The organism is Pseudomonas sp. S12(2018), assembly GCF_024355235.1.
In the GTDB taxonomy this organism is placed as follows: domain Bacteria; phylum Pseudomonadota; class Gammaproteobacteria; order Pseudomonadales; family Pseudomonadaceae; genus Aquipseudomonas; species Aquipseudomonas palmensis.
Window position 1 is genome coordinate 25,740 of the sequence record NZ_QLAD01000008.1, and the last position, 22,737, is coordinate 48,476.

Sequence of the window (22,737 nt, forward strand, 5' to 3'; positions counted from 1 at the left end):
ATCCCATGCTGAAGAAGTTGTTCCAGTCATTCCGTCCTACCGTGCGTGGCCAGCACCACATTCGCACCACGCCCGAAGTGATCAATAGCGGCCAGCATTCACTGCAACGTGGCCAGTTCAGCCGCCACGCGGTGAACATCGTCGAGCGCCTGCAGAACGCAGGCTACCAGGCCTACCTGGTCGGCGGTTGCGTTCGCGATCAACTCCTGGGCATTACCCCCAAGGACTTCGACGTCGCCACCAGTGCCACCCCCGAACAGGTCCGTGCAGAGTTTCGCAACGCCCGGATCATCGGCCGGCGGTTCAAGCTGGTGCATATCCATTTCGGTCGCGAAATCATCGAAGTCGCCACCTTCCGCGCCAACCATCCCGAGGTCGAGGAAGAGAACAGCCACACCTCTTCACGCAACGAGAGCGGGCGCATCCTGCGTGACAATGTATACGGCACCCTGGAAGAAGACGCGCAGCGCCGTGACTTCACCATCAATGCCCTGTACTACGATCCGGTCAGCGAGCGCATTCTCGATTACGCCAACGGCGTGCACGATATCCGCAACCGTCTGATCCGCCTGATCGGCGACCCTGTGCAGCGCTACCAGGAAGACCCGGTACGCATGCTGCGGGCCGTGCGCTTCGCGGCCAAGCTCAACTTCGGTATCGAAAAGCACACCGTGCAACCGATCCGCGAGCTGGCCCCGATGCTGCGTGAAATCCCTGCCGCACGCCTGTTCGAAGAAACCCTGAAGCTGTTCCTGTCCGGCTATGCGGCCGACACCTTCGAGATGCTGGTCGACCTGCAACTGTTCGACCCGCTGTTTCCGGCCAGTGCCCAGGCGCTGGAAGACCAGCCGACCTACACCCACACCCTGATCAGCCAGGCGCTGATCAACACCGACCTGCGCATAAAGCAAGGCAAGCCGGTCACCCCGGCCTTCCTGTTCGCCGCCATGCTCTGGCCGGCGCTGCCAGGGCGTGCCCTGCGCCTGCAGAGCCGTGGCATGCCGCCGATCCCGGCCTTGCAGGAAGCCGCCCACGAGCTGATCGCCGAACAGTGCCAGCGCATTGCGATCCCCAAGCGCTTCACGATGCCGATCCGCGAGATCTGGGACATGCAGGAGCGCCTGCCACGGCGCAGCGGCAAACGTGCCGACCTGCTGCTGGACAACCCGCGCTTTCGCGCCGGCTACGACTTCCTGCTGCTGCGCGAGAGCGCGGGCGAGGAAACCGACGGCCTGGGCCAATGGTGGACCGACTACCAGGACTGCAACGACAGCGAGCGCCGCGACATGATCCGTGACCTGGGCAGCCGCGACGACGGCGCCGGCGCGGGCCCGCGCAAACGCAAGCGCAGCCCGAGCAAGCGCAAGCGCGCCGACGGCGCAGGCGAGTAACGCCGCATGGTGCGTACCTACATCGGCCTGGGCAGCAACCTGGCCGACCCGCAACAGCAACTGCGCAGCGCCCTCGAGGCGCTGGGCCGGTTGCCGGGTTCGCAACTGGCCGGTGTGTCGTCGTTCTACGCCAGCGACTCGCTGTCGCCTGGCCAGCCGCGCTACACCAACGCGGTTGCGGCGCTCGATACCTCGCTGGCGCCGCTGGCGCTGCTCGATGCCCTGCAGGCCATCGAGGCCGACCAGGGCCGCGAACGCAAGGAACGCTGGGGCCCACGCACCCTGGACCTGGATATCCTGCTGTATGCCGATCAGGTGCTCGACGAGCCGCGCCTGAAGGTTCCCCACTATCACATGCACGCACGCCCGTTCGTGCTGTACCCCCTGGCAGAGCTGGTGCCCGGCGACTTCTGCCTGCCCGACCAGCGCCCCCTCGCGCAATGGCTGGCAGAATGCCCGTTCGTTGGCCTAGAGCGCCTGTAACCGGGCGCTCCCCCACGCGGTAACGCCCGTAACAGCGCCTTCGTAACAATGCGGTAACAGGGTAATTGACTTCAGTCTTCGTGCTCACGACTATAGGCGTCCCGCAGCGCCCCGGCGCCGCATAAGGCGTATATAGGCCTGGAACAGGGTTGTACTCCAAACACCACAATCGATGATGTGCTGTTCCAGTAGATGAATACACGCGTTGTACGCAGTCGTTTTTCACAGCGCCTGAACGAGGATTCCTTTCATGCCAGAAGTAACCCTGACCACCCTGCAAGGCCTCAAGGCCAAGGGCGAGAAAATAACCATGCTGACCTGCTATGACGCGACCTTTGCCAAGGTGGCGAGTCAGGCCGGCGTGGAAATATTGCTGGTGGGTGACTCCCTGGGCATGGTCCTGCAGGGCCATGACAGCACCTTGCCGGTGACCAACGCCGAGATGGCCTACCACACCGCCTGCGTCAAGCGCGGCAACCAGGGTGCGCTGATTCTGGCCGACCTGCCCTTCATGGCCTGCGCCACCACCGAGCAGGCCTTCGCCAATGCCGGCGCACTGATGCAGGCCGGCGCGCACATGGTCAAGGTCGAGGGCGCCGCCTGGCTGGCCGAGACCATTCGCCTGCTGGCCGAACGCGGCGTGCCGGTGTGTGCGCACATGGGCCTCACGCCGCAGACCGTGAACATCCTGGGCGGCTACAAGGTCCAGGGCCGCCAGGAGAACCAGGCACGGCAGATGCGCGCCGACGCCATCGCCCTGGAGCAGGCCGGCGCAGCCATGCTGCTGCTCGAATGTGTGCCCAGCGAGCTGGCGGCGGAAATCACCCAGGCCGTGACCATTCCGGTCATCGGCATCGGTGCCGGCAGCGCCACCGATGGCCAGGTACTGGTGATGCACGACATGCTCGGCCTGTCGCTCAGCGGCCGCGTGCCCAAGTTCGTGAAGAACTTCATGCTCGGCCAGCCCGACATTGCCGGTGCTTTCGGTGCCTACGTGCAAGCCGTCAAGGGCGTGACCTTCCCCGGCACCGAACATGGGTTCAGCGCATGAATACCGTCAAGACCATCCTTGAACTGCGCGCTGCGGTCGCCCGCGCACGCAGCGAGGGCAAGCGCATCGGCTTCGTGCCCACCATGGGCAACCTGCACAGCGGGCATGCCGCGCTGGTGACCAAGGCCGCGCAGCGGGCCGATTTCGTGGTGGCGAGCATCTTCGTCAACCCGCTGCAGTTCGGCGCCAACGAAGACCTCGACAAGTACCCGCGCACCCTCGCCGCCGACCAGGAAAAACTCCTGCAGGCCGGCTGCCACCTGCTGTTCACCCCCAACGTCGAAGAAATGTACCCCGACGGCATGGCGGCCCAGACCCTGGTCAGCGTGCCGCACCTGTCCGAAGGGCTGTGTGGCGCCAGCCGTCCCGGGCACTTCGAGGGTGTTGCCACGGTGGTCAGCAAGCTGTTCAACATGGTCCAGCCCGACCTGGCCGTGTTCGGCCAGAAAGACTTCCAGCAACTGGCGGTGATCCGCGCGCTGGTGCGCGACCTCAACCTGCCCATCCAGATCATCGGCGAACCGACCGTGCGCGCCGAGGACGGCCTGGCCCTGTCGTCGCGCAACGGTTACCTGACCGACGCACAACGTGCCACTGCGCCCACGATCTACCGCACCCTGAGCCGGATCGCCCAGGCAATCGGCCAGGGCCGCCGTGACTTCGAGGTGCTGATCGCCGAAGGTCGGCAACAACTGGTGGAGGCCGGCTTCAAGCCCGACTACCTGGAAATCCGTCAGGCGCTGAACCTGCGCCCGGCAGCGGCGCACGACCGCGACCTGGTGATTCTGGTAGCAGCGGTACTGGGCGCCACGCGCCTGATCGACAACCTGCACCTGAACCTCGACGAACAGTGACAACGCACCCGGCCGGGCTGCCGGGCAATTAACCTGCCACACTGGAAACGGGCCCGTCTTTCCAGTGTCAAAGGCAGTTCACGTACCAAGGAAACCTGCAGCGATGGCGTACTACCGCACCCCCCACGATGTCACTACGCTGCCCGCCTGGCAGGCGCTCCAGCAACACCGCAGCGCCATGCAGGGCTTCAGCATGCGCGATGCGTTCAACGCCAACCCGCAGCGCTTCGAGCAGTTCAGCCTGAGCAGCTGCGGGCTGTTTCTGGACTATTCGAAAAACCTCATCGACCACCAGACCCGCGACCTGCTGGTGGGGCTGGCCAACGAAGTGGGCCTGCAGGACGCGATCAAGTCGCTGTTCGCCGGCGAAATCGTCAACGCCTCCGAAGGCCGTCCGGCCCTGCATACCGCGCTGCGGCGCCCGGTGGGCGACAAACTGAGCGTCAATGGCGTGAACATCATGCCCGACGTGCACAAGGTGCTGAATCAGGTCACCGAGCTGGTGGGACGCATCCACGACGGCCTGTGGCGCGGCTACAGCGAAAAGCCGATCACCGACGTGGTCAACATCGGCATCGGCGGCTCGTTCCTCGGCCCGGAGCTGGTCTCCGAGGCCCTGCTGCCCTACGCCCAGCGCGGCGTGCGCTGCCACTACCTGGCCAATATCGACGGCAGCGAATTCCACGAGCTGTCGGCCAAGCTGCGTGCCGAGACCACGCTGTTCATCGTGTCGTCCAAATCCTTCAATACCCTGGAAACCCTGAAGAACGCCCAGGCGGCTCGGGTCTGGTACCTGGCCCAGGGTGGTTCGGAAGCCGAGCTGTACAAGCACTTCATCGCCGTATCGAGCAACAAGGCCGCTGCGGTGGCCTTCGGTATCCGTGAAGAGAACATCTTCCCGATGTGGGACTGGGTAGGCGGACGCTATTCGCTGTGGTCGGCCATCGGCCTGCCGATCGCCCTGGCCATCGGCACCGCCAACTTCAAGGAGCTGCTGTCGGGTGCCTACACCATGGACCAGCACTTCCAGACCGCACCGTTCGAGCAGAACATGCCGGTACTGCTGGCCTTGCTGGGCGTGTGGTATGGCAACTTCTGGGGCGCCCAGAGCCACGCGATCCTGCCGTACGACCATTACCTGCGCAACATCACCAAGCACCTGCAGCAACTGGACATGGAGTCCAACGGCAAGAGCGTGCGCCAGGACGGCACCCCGGTCGACCACGACACCGGGCCGGTGATCTGGGGCGGCGTGGGCTGCAACGGCCAGCATGCCTATCACCAGTTGCTGCACCAGGGCACCCAGCTGATCCCGGCCGACTTCATCGTGCCGGTGGTGAGCTTCAACCCGGTGGCAGACCACCACCAGTGGCTGTACGCCAACTGCCTGTCCCAGAGCCAGGCGTTGATGCTCGGCAAGACCCGCGCCGAGGCCGAGGCCGAGCTGCGCGAAAAGGGCATGGCCGAAGCCGAGGTGCAGCGCCTGGCGCCGCACAAGGTGATCCCGGGCAACCGTCCGAGCAACACCCTGGTGGTCGAGCGTATCAGCCCGCGGCGCCTGGGCGCGCTGGTGGCGATGTACGAGCACAAGGTGTTCGTGCAGAGCGTGGTGTGGGGCATCAATGCCTTCGACCAGTGGGGTGTGGAGCTGGGCAAGGAACTGGGCAAGGGCGTGTACCAGCGCCTGACCGGCGGTATCGAAGAGCCGGCCGAAGATGCCTCGACCCAGGGCCTGATCAACTACTTCCGCGGGCGTCACCGGGGCTAAGGGCTACACTGTCGGGATGTTGTTATCCCCATCGCGAGCCAAGCCCGCTCCCACAGGTACGATGCACACCGCGTGGGAGCGGGCTTGGCCCGCGATGGGAGCGACACCTATCCAACAGGAAAGGGCCCCCCAATGTTCGATATCAGCGACTACCCCGAAGCCGATGCCGTCAGCAAGGCGGCACAACTCTCCCAGGCCGACTACCAGCGCCTGTATCGCCAGTCCGTAGACGATCCCGACACCTTCTGGGCCGAACAAGCCAGGCGCCTGGACTGGATCAGCCCCTGGTCGGCTGTTCAGCAGAGCGATCTGCGCACGGGCCAGGCAACCTGGTTCAAGGATGCCAAGCTCAACGTCAGCTACAACTGCCTGGACCGCCACCTGGCTCAGCGCGGCGACCAGCCGGCGATCATCTGGGAAGGCGACGACCCGCAGCAGTCCACCACCCTCACCTACCGCCAGGTTCATCAGCAGGTGTGCCGCCTGGCCAACGTGCTCAAGCAGCGCGGGGTGAAAAAGGGCGACCGGGTGTGCATCTACATGCCGATGATTCCCGAAGCTGCCTTCGCCATGCTGGCCTGTACCCGCATCGGCGCGATTCACTCGGTGGTGTTCGGCGGCTTTTCCCCCGACGCCCTGCGCGACCGCATCCTCGACGCCGACTGCCGCACGGTGATTACCGCCGACGAAGGCGTGCGCGGCGCCAGGAGCATTGGCCTGAAGAACAACGTCGACAAGGCCCTGCAAAGCTGCCCGGACGTCAGCAGCGTGGTGGTGGTACGCCGCACCGGCGGCCCGGTGGACTGGAACGAAGCCCGCGACCTCTGGTACCACGAGGCAATCAGCCAGGTGGGCGACGACTGCCCGCCCGAGCCGATGGATGCGGAAGACCCGCTGTTCATCCTCTACACCTCCGGCAGCACCGGCAAGCCCAAGGGCGTGCTGCACACCACCGCCGGCTACCTGCTGCAGGCCGCCCTGACGTTCAAGGTGGTGTTCGACTACCGCGACGGCGAGGTGTTCTGGTGCACCGCCGATGTCGGCTGGGTAACCGGCCACAGCTACATCGTCTACGGCCCGCTCGCCAACGGCGCCACCACCCTGATGTTCGAAGGCGTGCCCAACTACCCCGATGCCTCGCGCTTCTGGCAGGTGGTCGACAAGCACCAGGTGAACATCTTCTATACCGCCCCCACCGCTCTGCGGGCACTGATGCGCGAAGGTTCGGCGCCGCTCGACGGTACCTCGCGCAAGAGCCTGCGCCTGCTGGGCAGCGTGGGCGAGCCGATCAACCCGGAAGCCTGGGAATGGTACTTCGAGAAGGTCGGTGAGAAGCGCTGCCCGATCGTCGACACTTGGTGGCAGACCGAGACCGGCGGCATCATGCTCAGCCCGCTGGTCAGCGCCCGCCACATCAAGCCCGGTTGTGCCACCCGTCCGCTGTTCGGCGTGCAGCCGGTGCTGCTGGACGACAAGGGCGCGCTGATCGAGGGCCCCGGCAGCGGGCTGCTGGCGATCAAGGCCAGTTGGCCGGGGCAGATCCGCAGCGTATACGGCGATCATCAGCGCATGATCGACACCTACTTCAAACCCCTGCCGGGCTACTACTTCACCGGCGACGGCGCGCGCCGCGATGCCGATGGCGACCTGTGGATAACCGGGCGCATCGACGACGTGATCAACGTGTCCGGGCACCGCATCGGCACTGCCGAGGTGGAAAGTGCCCTGGTGCTGCACGACAGCATCGCCGAAGCCGCCGTGGTCGGGTACCCTCACGACCTGAAGGGCCAGGGCATCTATGCCTTCGTCACGCCCATGAACGGCGTGACCCCGGACGACCACCTCAAGCAGGCACTGCTGGCGCTGGTCAGCAAGGAGATCGGCAGCTTTGCCAAACCCGAGCTGATCCAGTGGGCGCCAGCACTGCCCAAGACCCGCTCGGGCAAGATCATGCGCCGCATCCTGCGCAAGATCGCCTGCAACGAGCTGGACAACCTGGGCGACACCTCGACCCTGGCCGACCCGAGCGTGGTCCAAGGCCTGATCGACAAACGCCTGAATCAATGAACGGCACCGCGGCGACGGTGCCTCAAGGTACCCATGGAAGCGCTACGCCGCCGTATCGAAACACAGTTGCTGAGCCTTACGGGCCTGGCCCTGGGCCAACTCGACCTCGAACAGCCCAAGGGCGACCCCGGGCTGTTCGGTCCGCGCAGCATCAGCTGGCAGGTGCACGGGGATTTCCCCAGCATGCTCATCGGCGGTATCAGCGCCTTGCTGCTGCAGGTGCTGCACCCGCTGGCCCTGGCCGGGGTGTGGGACCACTCCAGCTTTCGCCAGGACATCATCGGCCGCCTGCGCCGCACCAGCCAGTTCATCTCCGGCACCACCTTCGGCTCCACCCGCGACGCCGAATGGCTGATCGACAAGGTACGCACCATTCACCTGCAGGTGGTGGGGACCGCGGCCGATGGCCGCCCGTATGCCGCCAGTGACCCGGACCTGCTGACCTGGGTGCACGTGGCCGAAGTCAGCAGCTTCATGGCCGCGCACCTGCGCTACCGCAACCCGCACCTCTCGCTGGCCGACCAGGACGCCTACTACGCCGAGATCGCCCTGGTGGCCGAACGCCTGGGGGCTCGCAACGTGCCGCGTTCGCGCCAGGCGGTGGCGCACTACCTGCAAGCCATGCGTCCGCAACTGGTATGCGACGAGCGCAGCCGCGAAGTGGTGCGTGTGTTGCTGGAGGCCCCGGCGCCGAGCCGCCTGGCCAAACCGGTGGCCAACCTGATGATGCAGGCGGGGATCAACCTGCTGCCCGATTGGGCCGGCGAACTGCTCGAGCGCACGCCGCACCCGCTCAAGCGGCGGCTGGTAGGCCTGGGCATCGACAGCACGGCGCCGGTACTGCGCTGGGCCATGCGCGACAGTTCGCTGCACCGGGCCAGGCGGCGAGTGGGCTGCGCCTGAACAGGTGCAAGGCACCCACCTGCTGTTAAACTGCACGCCCGCAAACCAAGGCTACGTGCATGTCCTCCTTGAATCAGGCGCTGCGCGCCGCCCTCGACGCCCGCCAGCAGCTTCTAAGTGAGCTGCACGCCCAGGGCACCGACTGTTACCGGCTGTTCCACGGCAGCCAGGAAGGCGCGGGCGGACTGACCGTCGACCGCTATGGCCCGCAGTTGCTGGTACAGAGCTTTCACCACACCCTCGAGCGCGATGCCCTGCTGGACCTGCATGGGCACATCGAACGCGAACTGGGCCTGCCACTACTGCTGGTGTACAACGACCGCTCCCAGGGCAACAGCCGCATCGACCGGCGCGACCCGGTCTACCAGCCCAGCGAGGCCGCGCTGGCCGACCTGGTCGGTCACGAGTGGGGCCTGAACTACCGCGTGCGTGGTCGCCATGCCGGCCAGGACCCGCTGTTGTTTCTGGACCTGCGCAATGCCCGTGGCTGGGTCAAGCAACACAGTGCCGGCAAACGCGTGCTCAACCTGTTCGCCTATACCTGCGGGGTAGGCCTGAGCGCTGCCGCCGGCGGTGCCAGCGCGGTGTGCAACCTGGATTTCGCCGAAGGCAACCTGGCCGTTGGCCGCGAGAACGGCGCACTCAACCCGCAACTGGCGCCCATGGAGTTCATTCAGTCCGACTACTTTCCGGCCATTCGCCAGCTGGCAGGCCTGCCGGTCAGCCAGCGTCGCGGGCACAAGTTGCCGGCCTACCCGCGCCTGGAGCCGCGCGAGTTCGACCTGGTACTGCTCGACCCGCCTGCCTGGGCCAAGAGCGCGTTCGGCACCGTCGACCTGCTGCGTGATTACCAGAGCCTGCTCAAGCCCGCCCTGCTGAGCACGGCCGAAGGCGGCGTGCTGATCTGCTGCAACAACCTGGCCAAGGTTGGCCTCGACGACTGGCGCGAGCAAGTACTGCGTTGCGCACAGAAGATCGGCCGCCCGGTGCGGGAATGGCAGGTGCTCAAGCCGGCAGACGACTTCCCGTCACTGGACGGACAGCCGCCCCTGAAGTGCTTGATCCTGCAGCTGTAAGTGGAAAAAACCGCAGGTGGTCCGGTATTTCGGACTACCTTCGGAACCGAATTAACGTGCCATACTCCAAGCACTCCCGCTCTAGACAGACGACGCCGCACATGCCCAAAGGATTGAAACGCGCCCTCGGCGCCTTGTTGGCCGGCCTGGCCCTGTACAGCCTCCTCGGTTTCCTGATCCTGCCTGGCGTAGCCTTGCGCATCGCCAATCAGCAGTTGGCCAGTTACGCCACCGTGCCGGCGCACATCCAGCGTATCGAGCTCAATCCGTTCAGCCTCGAGCTGACGCTATGGGGCTTGCAGATCGGCGAGACCGGCAAGGAGCAGGTCGGCTTCGAACGCCTCTACGCCAACCTGCAGCTCGACAGCCTGTGGTCCGGTGCGCTGCACCTGGCAGCCGTCGAGCTGGACAAGCCGCGCACCGAGCTGCTGTTCGCCAAGGACGGCAGCCTGAACCTGACCCAGCTGTTCAAGCTGCCGCCCAGCGAGCCCAAGGCCGAGACACCGGCAAGCGAACCGTTCCCGCTGCGCATCGGCAGCATCAAGCTGAGCGAGGGCTACCTGCACTTCCAGGACCTGCGCCCGAGCGAGCCGATCGAATTCCTCTACGACTCGATGAACCTGGAGCTGAAGAACCTCAGCACCCTGCCCGACGACAACGCCGACATGACTCTGGTGGCTGCCGGGCCAGAGGGCGGGCGCATCGACTGGGCCGGCACCATCAGCCTGGTACCGATCGCCTCCGAAGGCACCCTCAAGGTCACCGACGGCAAGATGAAGGTGTGGTGGCCGTACGTGCGCGACGCCCTGCCGCTGGTGCTGGAAGACGGCGTGCTCAACCTGGACACCCATTACAAACTCAACCTGTCGAAGGAAACCGAGCTGCTGCTGGACAACGCCTCGCTCAGCATCGCCCCCTTCGCGATCAAGGCCCCGGACGGTCGCCCGCTGGCCCGCCTGGCCCGACTGGACGTGAGTGAAACCACGGTCGACCTGGCCAAACAGCTGGTCACGGTCGGCAAGATCCGCAGTGAAAAGCTGGAAACCTGGGCTGCCCTGGAAGCCGACGGCCAGCTCGACTGGCAAAAACTCTTCGCCAGCCAGCCTGCCAAGGCCACCCCCAAGGAAAAGGCCGAGCCGGCCACTGCCGGGCCCGCGCCGCAGGAAGCCAGCGCCAAGGCCGCGCCCGGCAAGCCGTGGCAGGTGCTGCTGCGCGACGTGCAACTGCGCAACTACCAGGTTCATCTGGCCGATCGCTCGCAGAAAGAAGCGGTGGCGCTGGATGTCGGCCCGCTCAACCTCGACCTGCAGAACTTCGACAGCCTCAACAAGAGCCCCTTCACCCTCAAGCTCGACAGCGGCGTCGGCCGCCAGGGCAAGCTGCAGGCATCGGGTGAGGTCAACCTGGCACCGGTCAGCGCCCGACTCAAGGTCAGCACACAGGACATCGACCTGCGGGTAGCCCAGGCCTACATCAGCCCGTTCATTCGCCTGGAGCTGCGCAGCGGCATGCTCGGCAGCGACCTGAACGTGGACCTGAAGAACACCGCCCCGTTGGCGTTCAGCGTCACCGGCAAGGCGCAGGTCAATCAGTTGCATACCCTGGACACCATCAAGGGCCGTGACTTCGTCAAATGGCAGCAACTGAACGTGGACGGCCTGGACTATCGCCACGGCGATGCACTGAGCATTGCCAAGGTGACCCTGCAGCAGCCCTATGCCCGCTTCATGATCAACGAAGACCGCACCACCAGCGTGGATGACCTGCTGATTCCGCAGCCGGCCAACGGCGCCGCCAAGCCCCAGGGCAAGCCCCCGGCCAGCAATGAAAAGCCCCTGGGTATCCGTATCGGTGGCATCGACATCAACGATGGCTCGGCCAACTTCGCCGACTTCAGCCTGACGCCCAACTTCGCCACCGCCATCCAGCAGCTCAACGGCCAGATCGGCACCATCGACAACCGCCAGCCACACCCGGCCAAGGTCGATATCAAGGGCAAGGTGGATCGTTATGCGCCCGTCACCATCAAGGGCGCGCTCAACCCGTTCGACCCGATGGCCAGCCTGGACATCGCCACCAGCTTCAAGCGTGTCGAGCTGACGACCCTGACGCCGTACTCGGGCAAGTTCGCCGGCTACCGGATTCGCAAGGGCCGCCTGAACCTGGACCTGCACTACCTGATCACCAAGGGCCAGCTCAAGGCCGAGAACAAGGTGGTGGTCGAGCAGTTGCAACTGGGTGAGAAGGTCGACAGCCCCGACGCCGTCAACCTGCCGATTCGCCTGGCGATCGCGCTGCTCAAGGACACCGAGGGCAAGATCTCCATCGAGCTGCCGGTGTCGGGCGACCTCAACAACCCGCAGTTCAGCGTAATGCCGATCGTGTGGCAGACCCTGCGCAACCTGGTGCTGCGCGCCGCCCAGGCGCCGTTCAAGTTCATCGGCGGGCTGGTCAGTGGTGGCGGTTCCGAAGACCTGGGCACCGTGTCCTTCGCCCCCGGCTCAAGCGAGCTGAGCAGCGATGCCCAGGGCTCGCTGGACAAGCTGGCGGCAGCACTCAAGGAACGCCCTGCCCTGCGCCTGGAAATCGAAGGCACCAGCGCCCAGAGCAGCGACGGGCCACTGATTGCCGCACAGCGTCTGGATCGTGAGTACCAGAGCACCTACTACAAGATCCTTCAGCGTCGCGGCGACAAGGTGCCGGCACAGGCCTCGCAACTGCAGGTGCCCGATGGCGACAAGCCGGCCATGCTCGAGGGTATCTACCGTACCCGTCTCAAGCAGCAGCCACCGGCCGAGTGGGAGCAGTTGGACCGTGCACAGCGTACTGCCAAGCTGCAGGAAGCGGTGATCAAGTCATGGGCCGAGAGCACCGTGCTGCTGCGTCAGCTCGGTCAGGCACGCGCCAGCAGCATCAAGGACTACCTGGTCGACAAGGGTCAGTTGCAAGACGACCGGGTGTACTTCATCGACGCCACGCTGGGCCAGGCCGAAGCGGATGGCCGGGTGATCTCGCCCCTGCACCTGGACGCCGAGTAGGGCTGGCGGGAGCACTGGCGCCAGGCCAGTGTTCCAGCGCACAAAGAAAAGCCCCGGCTGACTGCGCCGGGGCTTTAGGGTTGGCCACCTCCGTGTGGCCTTTCGCATGAACCGTCAGGATCAGCGAGCGAAACGCTTACTCAGCTTTCAGGCCATCAGCCGAAACGGCTTTCACGCCCTTGATTTTCTTGGCGATGTTCACCGCAGTGGTTTTCTGCGCTTCGGTGATCGCGGTGGTCGAGGACAGGGAAACCACACCTTTGTTGGTTTCGACCTTGATGTCGGTACCCGGGATGCCTTTCTCGGTGACCAGGTCGGCTTTGACCTTGGTGGTGATCCAGGTATCGGAAGTTTCTTCTTTGGCCTTGGTCATTTCACCAGCAGCCAGCATCATCGGTGCTTGCGATGCAGGTTGGGCTGCAAAGGCGGCGTTAGCCATGGTCAGGGTCAGCGCGGTGGCAGTAGCAGCAGCAATAGCGAACTTCTTCATACGAGACACTCCTGTTTTTCGAAAGGTCTGCGCCGTCATTCCTGGCAGCAGGTAACAGGGATAGTGCAGAAGCTGTGCCAACCCGAATAAAAAATAAAACCTTTAAAAATCAACAGGTTAAAAATCACCAAAAAATAGCCCATCGTGCACATTGCATGCTTTGCGATGGATGCGCGTGCAAGTTGCATGTTCACAAAATACCGCCGCACCCATGCCCGGGAATCCAACGGGCGTTGCAATATGTACCACTGCCTTCAACAGGGCACCCTCTAACGTGGCAGGCGTCGTGAGCCGGATGAACCGGGTCCCCCGCTGCAGGAAACGCCATGATCGTGATGCCCTACTTTGAGCCCGGCACCTTGCGCGCAGGCTTCATCACCGCGCTGGAGACCACACAGCGCGACCTGAGCCTGAGCATCATCGAAGCGCGGTGGCTGCGTCGCCTGGCCGATCAAACGTCCCTGCCGGCGAGCATGCGGGTGGAGGTGACAGGCAACCTGCAGCCACTGTCTGCCAATTGCCTGGTCATTCATCAGCGCGACCCACTGCTTGAGGCGACCTACCTGTACAGCCCATTGCATGGCGTACAGGGCTTCAACACGCTGCAACAGCTTGAAAGTGCCCTGCAGGCCCAGCTGACTCACCTGGGCGTGCCGAGCGAACCGCTGCAGTTCGTGAACCTGAGCGATGCCGTGTTCACCCGGTGGTCACACCACCTGATGCAACAGCAAATCGATCTGCTGCGGGGGCAATCCGGCGGCCTGGCCAAACTGCCCACCCTGGCCGGTGTTCTCGACAGTTGCTTGAGCACAGCCTTCTCGACGCTGCTGGAGAGCGTCGACGACATCGCGCAACAACGGGTCCAGGTCATTGCCAGTAACGCCAGCGTGGTGCGCACGCAGGCCCTGGCCGATGTTGCACTGGACGCGTTCAGCGGCCAGCCGATGGGCATCGACCTGAAGCGCCGTTTCGTACGCGATGGCACCGCAACGCACGACACGCCCGACCCGCTCGCCTGCGAGCAGGCCCTTGCCAGCACTGCCAAGGCCGTTCCGGGGGCCTTTGCACAGGCCCTGCGAAGCTATTGGAGCAGTGTCGACAACGACGTGGGCAGCGATAACCGCGAAGCCCTGGCACTTGGCCTTGCCGACAACTACTGTCGTACGCTGTTGCGAGCGGCCAATGAACAACGCATCGACACCCCTCAGCTGCAATGGCTGCGTGAAGCGCTGATCCCCGACCTGGGCGCCTTGCGGGTGTGTAGCCTGGCGTTGGTGCCAGCGGCTCAGGACATGGGTAGGACGGTGCTGCTGGCCGACAGCCTGGCCCTGCAACAACCGACCGATACCAGCAAGGGGGTGTTCCTGTTCAGCACACGAACCGGGTTTCAACACTTCGCCGATCAGGCCGCCCTTGAACGGCATTGCCAGGCCCTGCTCACACAACCTGCTTGCCCCGCCTCGATCAGCCGCGATGACTGGGAGCAGTTGCAAACCAGCGCGACGCCTGTGGTCAGGCTGGTCGAGGTCGGCCAACCGATGTTCCTCGCACTTGCTGATGCGCTGATCGCACTGGTCAACCGGCGTCTTGCCCACGCACTACGCTTCCCCGGTGCCCAGAGCAGCACGGCCATGGCCGGGGTCGAAGATGCACTGGACATGCGCGCGCTGGTGGACAGGCGCCTGACCCACCTGGGGGTCAACGGTCGATGGCTGCCCGATGCACAGCCAGCAGTCGCCATGAGGCTGCCCGTGCCACCCAGCCAGAGCGTTACGCTGGTGGAGCGCCTCACCCGTGCCAGGGCACTGCATCAGCTGTTTCAATCCCTGGCCACCGCCCAGCCGAAGGTGCAGTCCTGTGTTCTGGACATGCTTGCCCCCAGCCTCGACGCCATCAGCGACGGCCAGTTGCACCCCTTGGACATCCAGCTCAAATGGGCAGAAAAGACTGGCACGGTGGTCGACAGGTTTCTCGAACAGCTGGGCGAAACAGGCAACCAGCACGCGCCGCAGGATCAGGTGCAGGTGCAGGACCGGCAAGGCTTGCCACTGTCGTGGCCGTCGGCACCCGTGATCCGGCAACAGATCGACACCCTTAAAGCGGGCTTTGCCTCGACCTACCTTGAACAACTCGAGGCGTTCGACACGGGTCGGTTGCGCCTGAAGGACAGTGTGGTGTCCCCGCTCACGAGCATGCGCAGCTTGTACGAAGCGCTGCTGCGCATCGAACTGGAGCAAGCCCGCGAGAACGGCGTGATCGATGACGCGCTGCTCGACCTGCTGCAGCAAGCATTGGACCGGCCGGGGCACAGTGCCATTCGCCTGCACAGCCTGAGCTTGTCGGTACCCGGCAAGGCCGGGCTGCTGCCACTGGCCGATGCATTCGTGCTACAGCGGGCAACGGCCGACAATGACAGCCTGTTGCTCTGGTCACCGCTGGAGCCACTGAGTCAATTCAGCAGCGAAGCAGCCTTGCGCTCTGAAATGACCGGCGCATTCGACGACCCGGAGAAGCTTCATCAGTGGCTGAGCCTGGTGAACGCCGAAGACCTGCGCAACTGGCACACCCTGGCGCAGCTTCCAGGTGCCAGTCAGCCCAGCGTACGCCTCATCGAACAAAGCGAGCTGTTCGCGTTTGTTGAACACAGTGCGGCACGCTTTCGTGCTGCAACCCGGCGTTACTACCTGGGCTATGCCCTGCGCAGCAGGCTCGGCACCTCATTGCTGCAACGCTTCATCGATAACCAGGCCGCCAGGCACCCGTTCGAAGGGGCCTTGCAGCGGGTACGCGACAGCCTCGAGATTCAGTATTTGCGCACCCTTCTACCGACATGGCTATGCAACACGACACCGCAGCAAATGAAAAACTACGCGCAACTGGTGCAGGCCTGCGCCCGTGTCAGCAACCCCAAGTTCAACTACCTGTTCTCGATCCCAACGCTCAACGACTTCGCCAACCAGCAGCTCAAGGCAGGGCTCGCCCAGGATTACCCGAGCGCACCGGACGATCCCGACCTGATTACCGTCACCTTCACGCACTTCACCCCCAACCCGGTAATGCCCGGCCAGACGCCCTCGCCGATTTCCTCGGACCTGGCCACCACCACCAAGACACTGAGCGAGTACGCCCTGACCCACAGCCGGTTGACCGGCACAGCGACAAGCATGAAGGTCAGCGTCACGCGACCAGGCATGGCACCTGAAGCGCTGGAAGCAGCCACCATCCGCAACATGATCGACCGCCTCGACGTGGCCAGTGCATACCGTGCCCTGCTCGAGAAGAAGTTCACCCCGCAGGATCCCGACTACCTCGAACGCCGTCATCGCTACACGCTGGTATCCACCGCCTACCTGATGGAAGAGGGGTATCAGCATTTTCTGGACAACAAACTATCGGCCAAGGCGCTTTACTACTTTTCCCATGTGCTGGCCAAGCCGGATGCCCTCGCCCGCGACCTGGTCGAGGGCAGGAAGATCACCCTGTGCCAATTGCAGCTACGGGCCGAGCAAGGCTTCGCCCCCGATACCGTGAGGGGCATGTATGTGATCGGACCGCAGGGCGAACAGGACGGACCCCTGGTGTTGTACTGCGCCTACCGACCACACAAGATGTTGCTCGAGTTCAAGGACCAGGGCGCACTGCGCAGTGCCATCCTCTCGGACCCAGAGCTGCAACGAGATATTCTGAACCGGCTTCCCGACACGGTGCAGTCGCGATACGACCACAACGGCTTTCTTCACCCCCATCTGTTCTGGTCCTCATCGGACCTGTTCGATTTCTCGCCCACCCCCGGTGCGGTTCAACTGGTGCGCAGCGAGATCGAAGGCAATGCACTTGACTACCTGTTCACCGAAAACGTGGCATTCCTGCGGGCACTGACCAAGGCACGCACGGTAACTACCGCCGAGGAATACTGGAATGTACTGCGCTATGTAATGGGCCTTGCCATCGAGCAGAGTTCGTTTTTCCTGCCTGGAAAGCTGGCAGCCATGCTCAGCTCGCTACAGAGTGTCCAGTGGTTGCAGGCATCCGGTAACGCCGCTTTGCAGCACAACTGGGGCGAATCGCTTGCGGAGTTCGTCACCGCCCTGAGTGGCCTGGTCATGATGCGCCCAGGTGGCTCGAGCGTGAGCAGGAAGACACCTGACGAGCCTTCACCCGTCACGCCTGCACTGGAACTGGACCCTGCCTGGAACGAGGTACTGCTCAACCCCCTGGTACCCAACCGGCTGAGTGACCTGCAGGCGCAGAACGTGCAACTCAAGGACATGGTCCGCAACACCACCCTGGGGCTTTATTTCGCCCCGGGTACCGAGCGTTTCTATTGCGTGATCGCGGGCCACGTCTATGAAGTGGCCAAGCCAGCACAGCAGTGGCAGATCATCAAGCAGGGCCGACTCGGGCCCACGCTGCAAAGAACGGGAAATCAGTGGCAGGTTGATCTGCAGGAAGGCTTGCGTGGCGGCGGCGCGGCCTACAGCAGTTTCGAAACGGCCCTGGCCGACGAAGACATATCCCTGCGCTACACCACGCTGGCTTCGGGAATGAAGAACATTGCCGCGCTCCAGCCGACCAAGTACCAGATGCTACTGCGTGCCCATGCCTTGAGCCGCCAGTATCTGGACAACTGCCTGAAGAACCTCAACCTGTCTTCGCCCCAGGCGCCCCTGCCGCCCGAGACACTGAGCATCTTGCAAAACGTGTTCGACCACCCTCCCTCAGACCAGACAGTACGCCTGCTGCGTGACTATACCCAGCGGATACTGGACGAGCTGTTGTCGGCCTCGATGGACACGGTCACCTCCAAACGCCTCGTGGTGGGCATGAACATGCCCGATCAGCGCGATACCTACGGTTTCACCTACCACAACGACCCCGGCAAGCGGATCTTTCTCACCGAACGCGTGTTCACCCTGCCATGGGACGTTTCGATTTACGCAACGCCACCGGCCATCGAGCTGCTCGCCCACCAGCAAGCAACGACGCTGATACACGAGCTGTCACACCAGGTACTTCGAACCGTGGATATCGCCTACGTGGAAGCCGCCGCCCCCTTCCCGGACCAGATCAGCCAGCACACGCGGGGCGGGCGTATCGCCTATCAGACGATCCTTGGCTACAAACAGAACGGGCTCTCGATCAACACCCCGCCCAGGCGCTGTTCAGAACCTTCGACACCTCGAGCCAGACCTGGAGAGATATCAGGAAAAAGGATGGACGAGCCCTGCCCGCGATCTTTCGGCTAAGCAAGACAAACACCCTGGCAGCTGCACGCACTGCGTTCTACAGCGATCCGCAGGTACGCACCGACCTGATCCTGGCCAACGCCGACTCGCTGAGCCTGATCATCACCAACCTGGGGCGCAGGCGCTTTGCCGGCGCTGCCGGCTGAAAGCAAAAAAAATGCCCCGTATCCTGCGATACGGGGCATTGGCACTACCGGGCAGTTACCTGCCCTGCTGCATCATCAGACGCCCGACGCCTTGGCGGCGGCAACGTCCTTGATCGACAGCTTGATACGGCCGCGGTTGTCCACGTCCAGTACCAGTACTTCGACTTCCTGGCCTTCTTTCAGGATGTCGGTCACTTTCTCGACGCGAGCATCGCTCAGCATGGAGATGTGAACCAGACCGTCCTTGCCCGGCAGGATGTTGACGAATGCACCGAAGTCGACGATGCGCTCGACCTTGCCGACGTAGATCTTGCCGATCTCGGCTTCGGCAGTGATGCTCAGAACGCGCTGGCGCGCAGCTTCTGCAGCATCCTTGGTTTCGCCGAAGATCTTGATCGAACCGTCGTCTTCGATATCGATCGACGCCTTGGTTTCTTCGCAGATGGCACGGATGGTTGCGCCGCCCTTGCCGATGACGTCGCGAATCTTGTCGGTGTCGATCTTCATCGCGATCATGGTCGGTGCGTTTTCCGACAGCTCGGTACGCGACTGGCCAATGATCTGGTTCATCTGGCCGAGGATGTTCAGGCGCGCTTCCAGGGCCTGGCCCAGGGCGATTTCCATGATCTCTTCGGTGATGCCGTTGATCTTGATGTCCATCTGCAGCGCGGTCACACCCTTGGCGGTACCGGCTACCTTGAAGTCCATGTCGCCCAGGTGGTCTTCATCACCCAGGATGTCGGTCAGGATGGCGAACTTCTCGCCCTCTTTGACCAGACCCATGGCGATACCGGCTACCGGCGCCTTCATCGGTACACCAGCGTCCATCAGGGCCAGGGAAGCGCCACAGACCGAAGCCATCGAGCTCGAACCGTTGGATTCGGTGATCTCCGACACCACGCGGATGGTGTACGGGAACACGTCGGCGGCCGGCAGCATGGCCTGGACCGAACGACGGGCCAGACGGCCGTGACCGATTTCGCGACGACCAGCACCGCCCATGCGGCCACACTCGCCCACCGAGAACGGCGGGAAGTTGTAGTGCAGCATGAAGGGGTCTTTGCGCTCGCCTTCCAGGGTGTCCAGCAGCTGTGCGTCACGTGCAGTACCCAGGGTCGCAACGACCAGGGCCTGGGTTTCGCCACGGGTGAACAGGGCCGAACCGTGGGTTTTCGGCAGCACGCCGACTTCGATGTTCAGCGGGCGCACGGTCTTGGTGTCGCGACCATCGATACGTGGCTTGCCGTTGACGATGTTTTCGCGAACGGTGCGGTATTCGATTTCACCGAAGATCTCTTTGACTTCAGCGGCAGTCGGCTGGCCTTCTTCGCCGGAGAACTTGGCGATGACCTGCTCGCGCAGCTCGCCCAGGCGAGCGTAACGGTCGGCCTTGACGGTGATGGTGTAGGCATCGGACACCGCGGCACCGAATTCGCCACGAATGGCGCTCAGCAGCGGGGTGTTCTCGGCCTTGGCAGTCCAGTCCCAGGTAGGCTTGGCGGCTTCGGCAGCCAGCTCCTTGACGGCCTGGATCACGGCCTGGAATTCGTCGTGGGCGAACAGCACGGCGCCCAGCATCTGGTCTTCGGTCAGCTCCTTGGCTTCCGATTCGACCATCAGCACGGCGTCGGAGGTACCGGCAACGACCATGTCCAGGCTCGAGGCAGCCAGTTGCTCGTAGGTCGGGTTCAGCAGGTAGCCGGTGCTTTCGTGGAAAGCGACACGGGCGGCGCCGATAGGGCCTTCGAACGGAATGCCGGAGATGGCCAGCGCAGCCGAGGTACCGATCATGGCAGCGATGTCCGGATCGGTTTTCTTGCTGGTGGAAACGACGGTGCAGACAACCTGCACTTCGTTCATGAAGCCTTCAGGGAACAGCGGACGGATCGGACGGTCGATCAGACGCGAGGTCAGGGTCTCTTTCTCGGAAGGACGGCCTTCACGCTTGAAGAAACCACCAGGGATCTTGCCGGCGGCGTAGGTCTTTTCCTGATAGTGAACGGACAGGGGGAAGAAGCCTTTGCCTGGATCGGCCTGTTTGGCACCGACCACGGTCACCAGCACGGTGACATCGTTGTCGACGGTGACCAATACGGCGCCGGACGCTTGACGAGCAATACGGCCCGTCTCGAGGGTAACGGTCGATTGACCGAACTGGAATTTCTTGATTACCGGGTTCACGGTTTCCTACCTTCTTCAGTGGCTCTGGGGGAACTGGTTCTTGCGAATTCTTGGGCAGCACAGGGAATCGGCCCTGTTGGCAGTCCAGATAAAACTAGAGGTTGGGAGCCTGCCCTGCCCTTGCGGTAAACCGCGCGGGCGAGGCAGACAGCCAACCTCATAGATACGCGCGGCGTGCTCACCCGCGCGGGGGCCGAAGCCCTCGGCGGATGACAGCAGCACGCCGTGCACACCACTGACCAGGCCGCTATTAGCGACGCAGGCCCAGACGACCGATCAGGGCGCTGTAACGAGTGGTGTCTTTACCTTTCAGGTAGTCCAGCAGCTTGCGACGCTGGTTTACCATGCGGATCAGACCACGACGGGAGTGGTGGTCTTTACCGTTGGCCTTGAAGTGGCCTTGCAGCTTGTTGATGTTGGCGGTCAGCAGGGCAACCTGCACTTCCGGGCTACCGGTGTCACCGGCTGCTTGCTGGTATTCGCCAACGATCTTTGCTTTTTCTTCAACGCTGAGTGCCATCTGGCTTCTCCAATATCAAGGGAAACCGTACGCACGGTTTCCAATAGGCCAGGGACAGATCCCTGTATTTAAAAGTGAGGCGTGACCGTGCCTATTGACAGCCATCCTCTTGCCCGCCAGTGCCGGGCCTGAACCCGACACTGAAGGTTTCGATCATTCCGACCGAATCAGTCGACGTGGCGCAATGCGCCCGTCTTCGCTCACTTCACCGATACCGATGAAACGACCGTTGTGATCCTGCACGCGGACCATGCCGAACTTCGGCGCATCCGGTGCACGCACCGGCTGACCATGCAGCCAGTAGAACGCGCTGTGCTCGGAGAAGTGCAGCAACGGCCAGTCCTGCAACCCGCTGTCCGATGGCATCAGGAAGCGGTCGACCGCTTCGTTCCCACCTTCGGCGTGCACCTGCTCGAGCTCTTCGAGGGTGACGGTCTGGGCCAGTTCGAAGGGGCCTGCATGCGTACGGCGCAGCTCTGCAACATAGGCGCCGCAGCCCAGCTGCTCACCGATGTCCTCTACCAGCGTACGGATGTAGGTGCCCTTGCTGCAGCCTACCGAGAGGCGTACCCGGGTGCCTTCGCACTCGAGCAGCTCCAAGCGGTTAATAGTAACAGAACGCGCTTCACGCTCCACTACTTCGCCTGCACGTGCCAGCTTGTACAGCGGCTGGCCATCGCGCTTGAGCGCCGAGTACATCGGCGGTATCTGGCTGATTGGACCACGAAACTGTGGCAGTACGGCTTCAACGTCGCTGCGACCAACGGTCACTTCGCGGGTTTGCAGAATTTCGCCTTCGGCGTCGCCCGTGTTGGTGGTCTGCCCCAGTTGCATCACCGTCTCGTAGCCCTTGTCGGACTCGAGCAGGTATTGCGAGAACTTGGTCGCCTCGCCGAAGCACAGCGGCAGCACGCCACTGGCCAGCGGGTCGAGGCTGCCGGTATGTCCGGCCTTCTCGGCGTTGAGCAGCCAGCGCACCTTCTGCAGGGCAGCATTGGAGGTGAACCCCAACGGCTTGTCGAGCAGGATGATGCCGCTGACGTTACGACGGATACGCTTGACCTGAGCCACCGCTTACTCCTTGGTGTCCAGGGGGGTATCGTCGGACTTGTGCTGGCTGTCCTCGGCGACCGCGCGCTCGATCAGTGCCGACAGATGGGCACCGCGGGTCACGCTCTCGTCGTAGTGGAAGTGCAGTTGCGGCACGCTGCGCAGCTTCATTTCCTTGCCCAGTTGCATGCGCAGGAAACCGGCGGCGCTGTTGAGCACCTTGAGGCTTTGCTTGATGTCTTCTGCGCTGTCCTCGCCCATCACGGTGATGAACACCTTGGCGTGGCCGACATCGCGGCTGACGTCGACGGCAGTGATGGTCACCAGGCCGACGCGCGGATCTTTGACTTCGCGACGGATCAGTTGCGCCAGTTCGCGCTGCATCTGATCGCCGATACGTTGGGTACGGCTGTATTCTTTTGCCATGTTTTGCTACCTGTAACTAAAGCGGCAAACGCCCGGCCAGGCTTGGG

Annotated in this window: 15 protein-coding genes; 10 read left to right on the forward strand and 5 right to left on the reverse strand. The window is 63.5% G+C overall.

Going from position 1 to position 22,737, the window contains the following annotated elements:
- The first annotated feature begins 5 nt into the window (after positions 1-5).
- From DN388_RS19085 to DN388_RS19125, 9 genes are all read left to right on the forward strand, one after another.
- A complete protein-coding gene (locus DN388_RS19085; RefSeq protein WP_043863806.1) occupies positions 6-1,391 on the forward strand; it encodes a polynucleotide adenylyltransferase PcnB in 1,386 nt (461 codons plus the stop codon).
- A gap of 6 nt (positions 1,392-1,397) precedes the next feature.
- Positions 1,398-1,874, forward strand: a complete 477-nt coding sequence (gene folK, locus DN388_RS19090) for a 2-amino-4-hydroxy-6-hydroxymethyldihydropteridine diphosphokinase (protein WP_058540546.1) — start codon at positions 1,398-1,400, stop codon at positions 1,872-1,874.
- 250 nt (positions 1,875-2,124) lie between these two features.
- A complete protein-coding gene (gene panB / locus DN388_RS19095) occupies positions 2,125-2,925 on the forward strand; it encodes a 3-methyl-2-oxobutanoate hydroxymethyltransferase (protein ID WP_043863808.1) in 801 nt (266 codons plus the stop codon).
- Entirely contained in the window at positions 2,922-3,779 is an 858-nt protein-coding gene (gene panC / locus DN388_RS19100; protein ID WP_054916534.1) for a pantoate--beta-alanine ligase, read from the forward strand. The genes panB and panC overlap by 4 nt, the downstream gene beginning before the upstream one ends.
- Positions 3,780-3,882: 103 nt before the next feature.
- Positions 3,883-5,547, forward strand: a complete 1,665-nt coding sequence (gene pgi, locus DN388_RS19105; RefSeq protein WP_255001672.1) for a glucose-6-phosphate isomerase — start codon at positions 3,883-3,885, stop codon at positions 5,545-5,547.
- A 132-nt stretch (positions 5,548-5,679) separates the two neighbouring features.
- A complete protein-coding gene (acs, locus tag DN388_RS19110) occupies positions 5,680-7,614 on the forward strand; it encodes an acetate--CoA ligase (RefSeq protein ID WP_255001675.1) in 1,935 nt (644 codons plus the stop codon).
- Positions 7,615-7,647: 33 nt separating this feature from the next.
- Positions 7,648-8,517 (forward strand): oxygenase MpaB family protein, encoded by an 870-nt coding sequence (locus tag DN388_RS19115; protein ID WP_058540550.1) that lies wholly within the window; start codon positions 7,648-7,650, stop codon positions 8,515-8,517.
- Between the two features lie 59 nt (positions 8,518-8,576).
- Positions 8,577-9,593 carry a class I SAM-dependent rRNA methyltransferase gene (locus DN388_RS19120; protein WP_043863813.1) on the forward strand — a complete coding sequence of 339 codons (1,017 nt, stop codon included), beginning with the start codon at positions 8,577-8,579 and terminating at the stop codon, positions 9,591-9,593.
- A gap of 101 nt (positions 9,594-9,694) precedes the next feature.
- A complete protein-coding gene (locus DN388_RS19125) occupies positions 9,695-12,631 on the forward strand; it encodes a DUF748 domain-containing protein (protein ID WP_255001685.1) in 2,937 nt (978 codons plus the stop codon).
- 136 nt (positions 12,632-12,767) lie between these two features.
- On the opposite strand, the gene DN388_RS19130 is transcribed toward DN388_RS19125, so the two are convergent.
- Complete coding sequence (locus tag DN388_RS19130; RefSeq protein ID WP_043863815.1) at positions 12,768-13,121, reverse strand: BON domain-containing protein; 354 nt, start codon at positions 13,119-13,121, stop codon at positions 12,768-12,770.
- Positions 13,122-13,447: 326 nt separating this feature from the next.
- On the opposite strand from DN388_RS19130, the gene DN388_RS19135 reads away from it, so the two are divergent.
- Positions 13,448-18,367 (forward strand): hypothetical protein, encoded by a 4,920-nt coding sequence (locus DN388_RS19135; protein WP_255001688.1) that lies wholly within the window; start codon positions 13,448-13,450, stop codon positions 18,365-18,367.
- A gap of 221 nt (positions 18,368-18,588) precedes the next feature.
- Here DN388_RS19135 and pnp read toward each other — a convergent pair whose 3' ends face one another.
- From pnp to rbfA, 4 genes are all read right to left on the reverse strand, one after another.
- Positions 18,589-20,694 (reverse strand): polyribonucleotide nucleotidyltransferase, encoded by a 2,106-nt coding sequence (gene pnp, locus DN388_RS19140; protein ID WP_043863817.1) that lies wholly within the window; start codon positions 20,692-20,694, stop codon positions 18,589-18,591.
- A gap of 250 nt (positions 20,695-20,944) precedes the next feature.
- On the reverse strand, positions 20,945-21,214 hold the full coding sequence (gene rpsO / locus DN388_RS19145; protein WP_010222985.1) for a 30S ribosomal protein S15: 270 nt from the start codon (positions 21,212-21,214) through the stop codon (positions 20,945-20,947).
- 153 nt (positions 21,215-21,367) lie between these two features.
- Positions 21,368-22,285 carry a tRNA pseudouridine(55) synthase TruB gene (gene truB, locus DN388_RS19150; protein WP_043863818.1) on the reverse strand — a complete coding sequence of 306 codons (918 nt, stop codon included), beginning with the start codon at positions 22,283-22,285 and terminating at the stop codon, positions 21,368-21,370.
- Positions 22,286-22,288: 3 nt separating this feature from the next.
- Positions 22,289-22,690, reverse strand: a complete 402-nt coding sequence (gene rbfA, locus DN388_RS19155) for a 30S ribosome-binding factor RbfA (protein WP_043863819.1) — start codon at positions 22,688-22,690, stop codon at positions 22,289-22,291.
- Positions 22,691-22,737: the final 47 nt, after the last annotated feature.

Excerpts from the sequence above, each read along its gene's own strand:
- DN388_RS19085 (WP_043863806.1), top strand. The coding sequence starts at position 6 with ATGCTGAAGAAGTTGTTCCAGTCATTCCGTCCTACCGTGCGTGGCCAG.
- folK (WP_058540546.1), top strand. The coding sequence starts at position 1,398 with ATGGTGCGTACCTACATCGGCCTGGGCAGCAACCTGGCCGACCCGCAA.
- panB (WP_043863808.1), top strand. The coding sequence starts at position 2,125 with ATGCCAGAAGTAACCCTGACCACCCTGCAAGGCCTCAAGGCCAAGGGC.
- panC (WP_054916534.1), top strand. The coding sequence starts at position 2,922 with ATGAATACCGTCAAGACCATCCTTGAACTGCGCGCTGCGGTCGCCCGC.
- pgi (WP_255001672.1), top strand. The coding sequence starts at position 3,883 with ATGGCGTACTACCGCACCCCCCACGATGTCACTACGCTGCCCGCCTGG.
- acs (WP_255001675.1), top strand. The coding sequence starts at position 5,680 with ATGTTCGATATCAGCGACTACCCCGAAGCCGATGCCGTCAGCAAGGCG.
- DN388_RS19115 (WP_058540550.1), top strand. The coding sequence starts at position 7,648 with ATGGAAGCGCTACGCCGCCGTATCGAAACACAGTTGCTGAGCCTTACG.
- DN388_RS19120 (WP_043863813.1), top strand. The coding sequence starts at position 8,577 with ATGTCCTCCTTGAATCAGGCGCTGCGCGCCGCCCTCGACGCCCGCCAG.
- DN388_RS19125 (WP_255001685.1), top strand. The coding sequence starts at position 9,695 with ATGCCCAAAGGATTGAAACGCGCCCTCGGCGCCTTGTTGGCCGGCCTG.
- DN388_RS19130 (WP_043863815.1), bottom strand. The coding sequence starts at position 13,121 with ATGAAGAAGTTCGCTATTGCTGCTGCTACTGCCACCGCGCTGACCCTG.
- DN388_RS19135 (WP_255001688.1), top strand. The coding sequence starts at position 13,448 with ATGATCGTGATGCCCTACTTTGAGCCCGGCACCTTGCGCGCAGGCTTC.
- rpsO (WP_010222985.1), bottom strand. The coding sequence starts at position 21,214 with ATGGCACTCAGCGTTGAAGAAAAAGCAAAGATCGTTGGCGAATACCAG.
- rbfA (WP_043863819.1), bottom strand. The coding sequence starts at position 22,690 with ATGGCAAAAGAATACAGCCGTACCCAACGTATCGGCGATCAGATGCAG.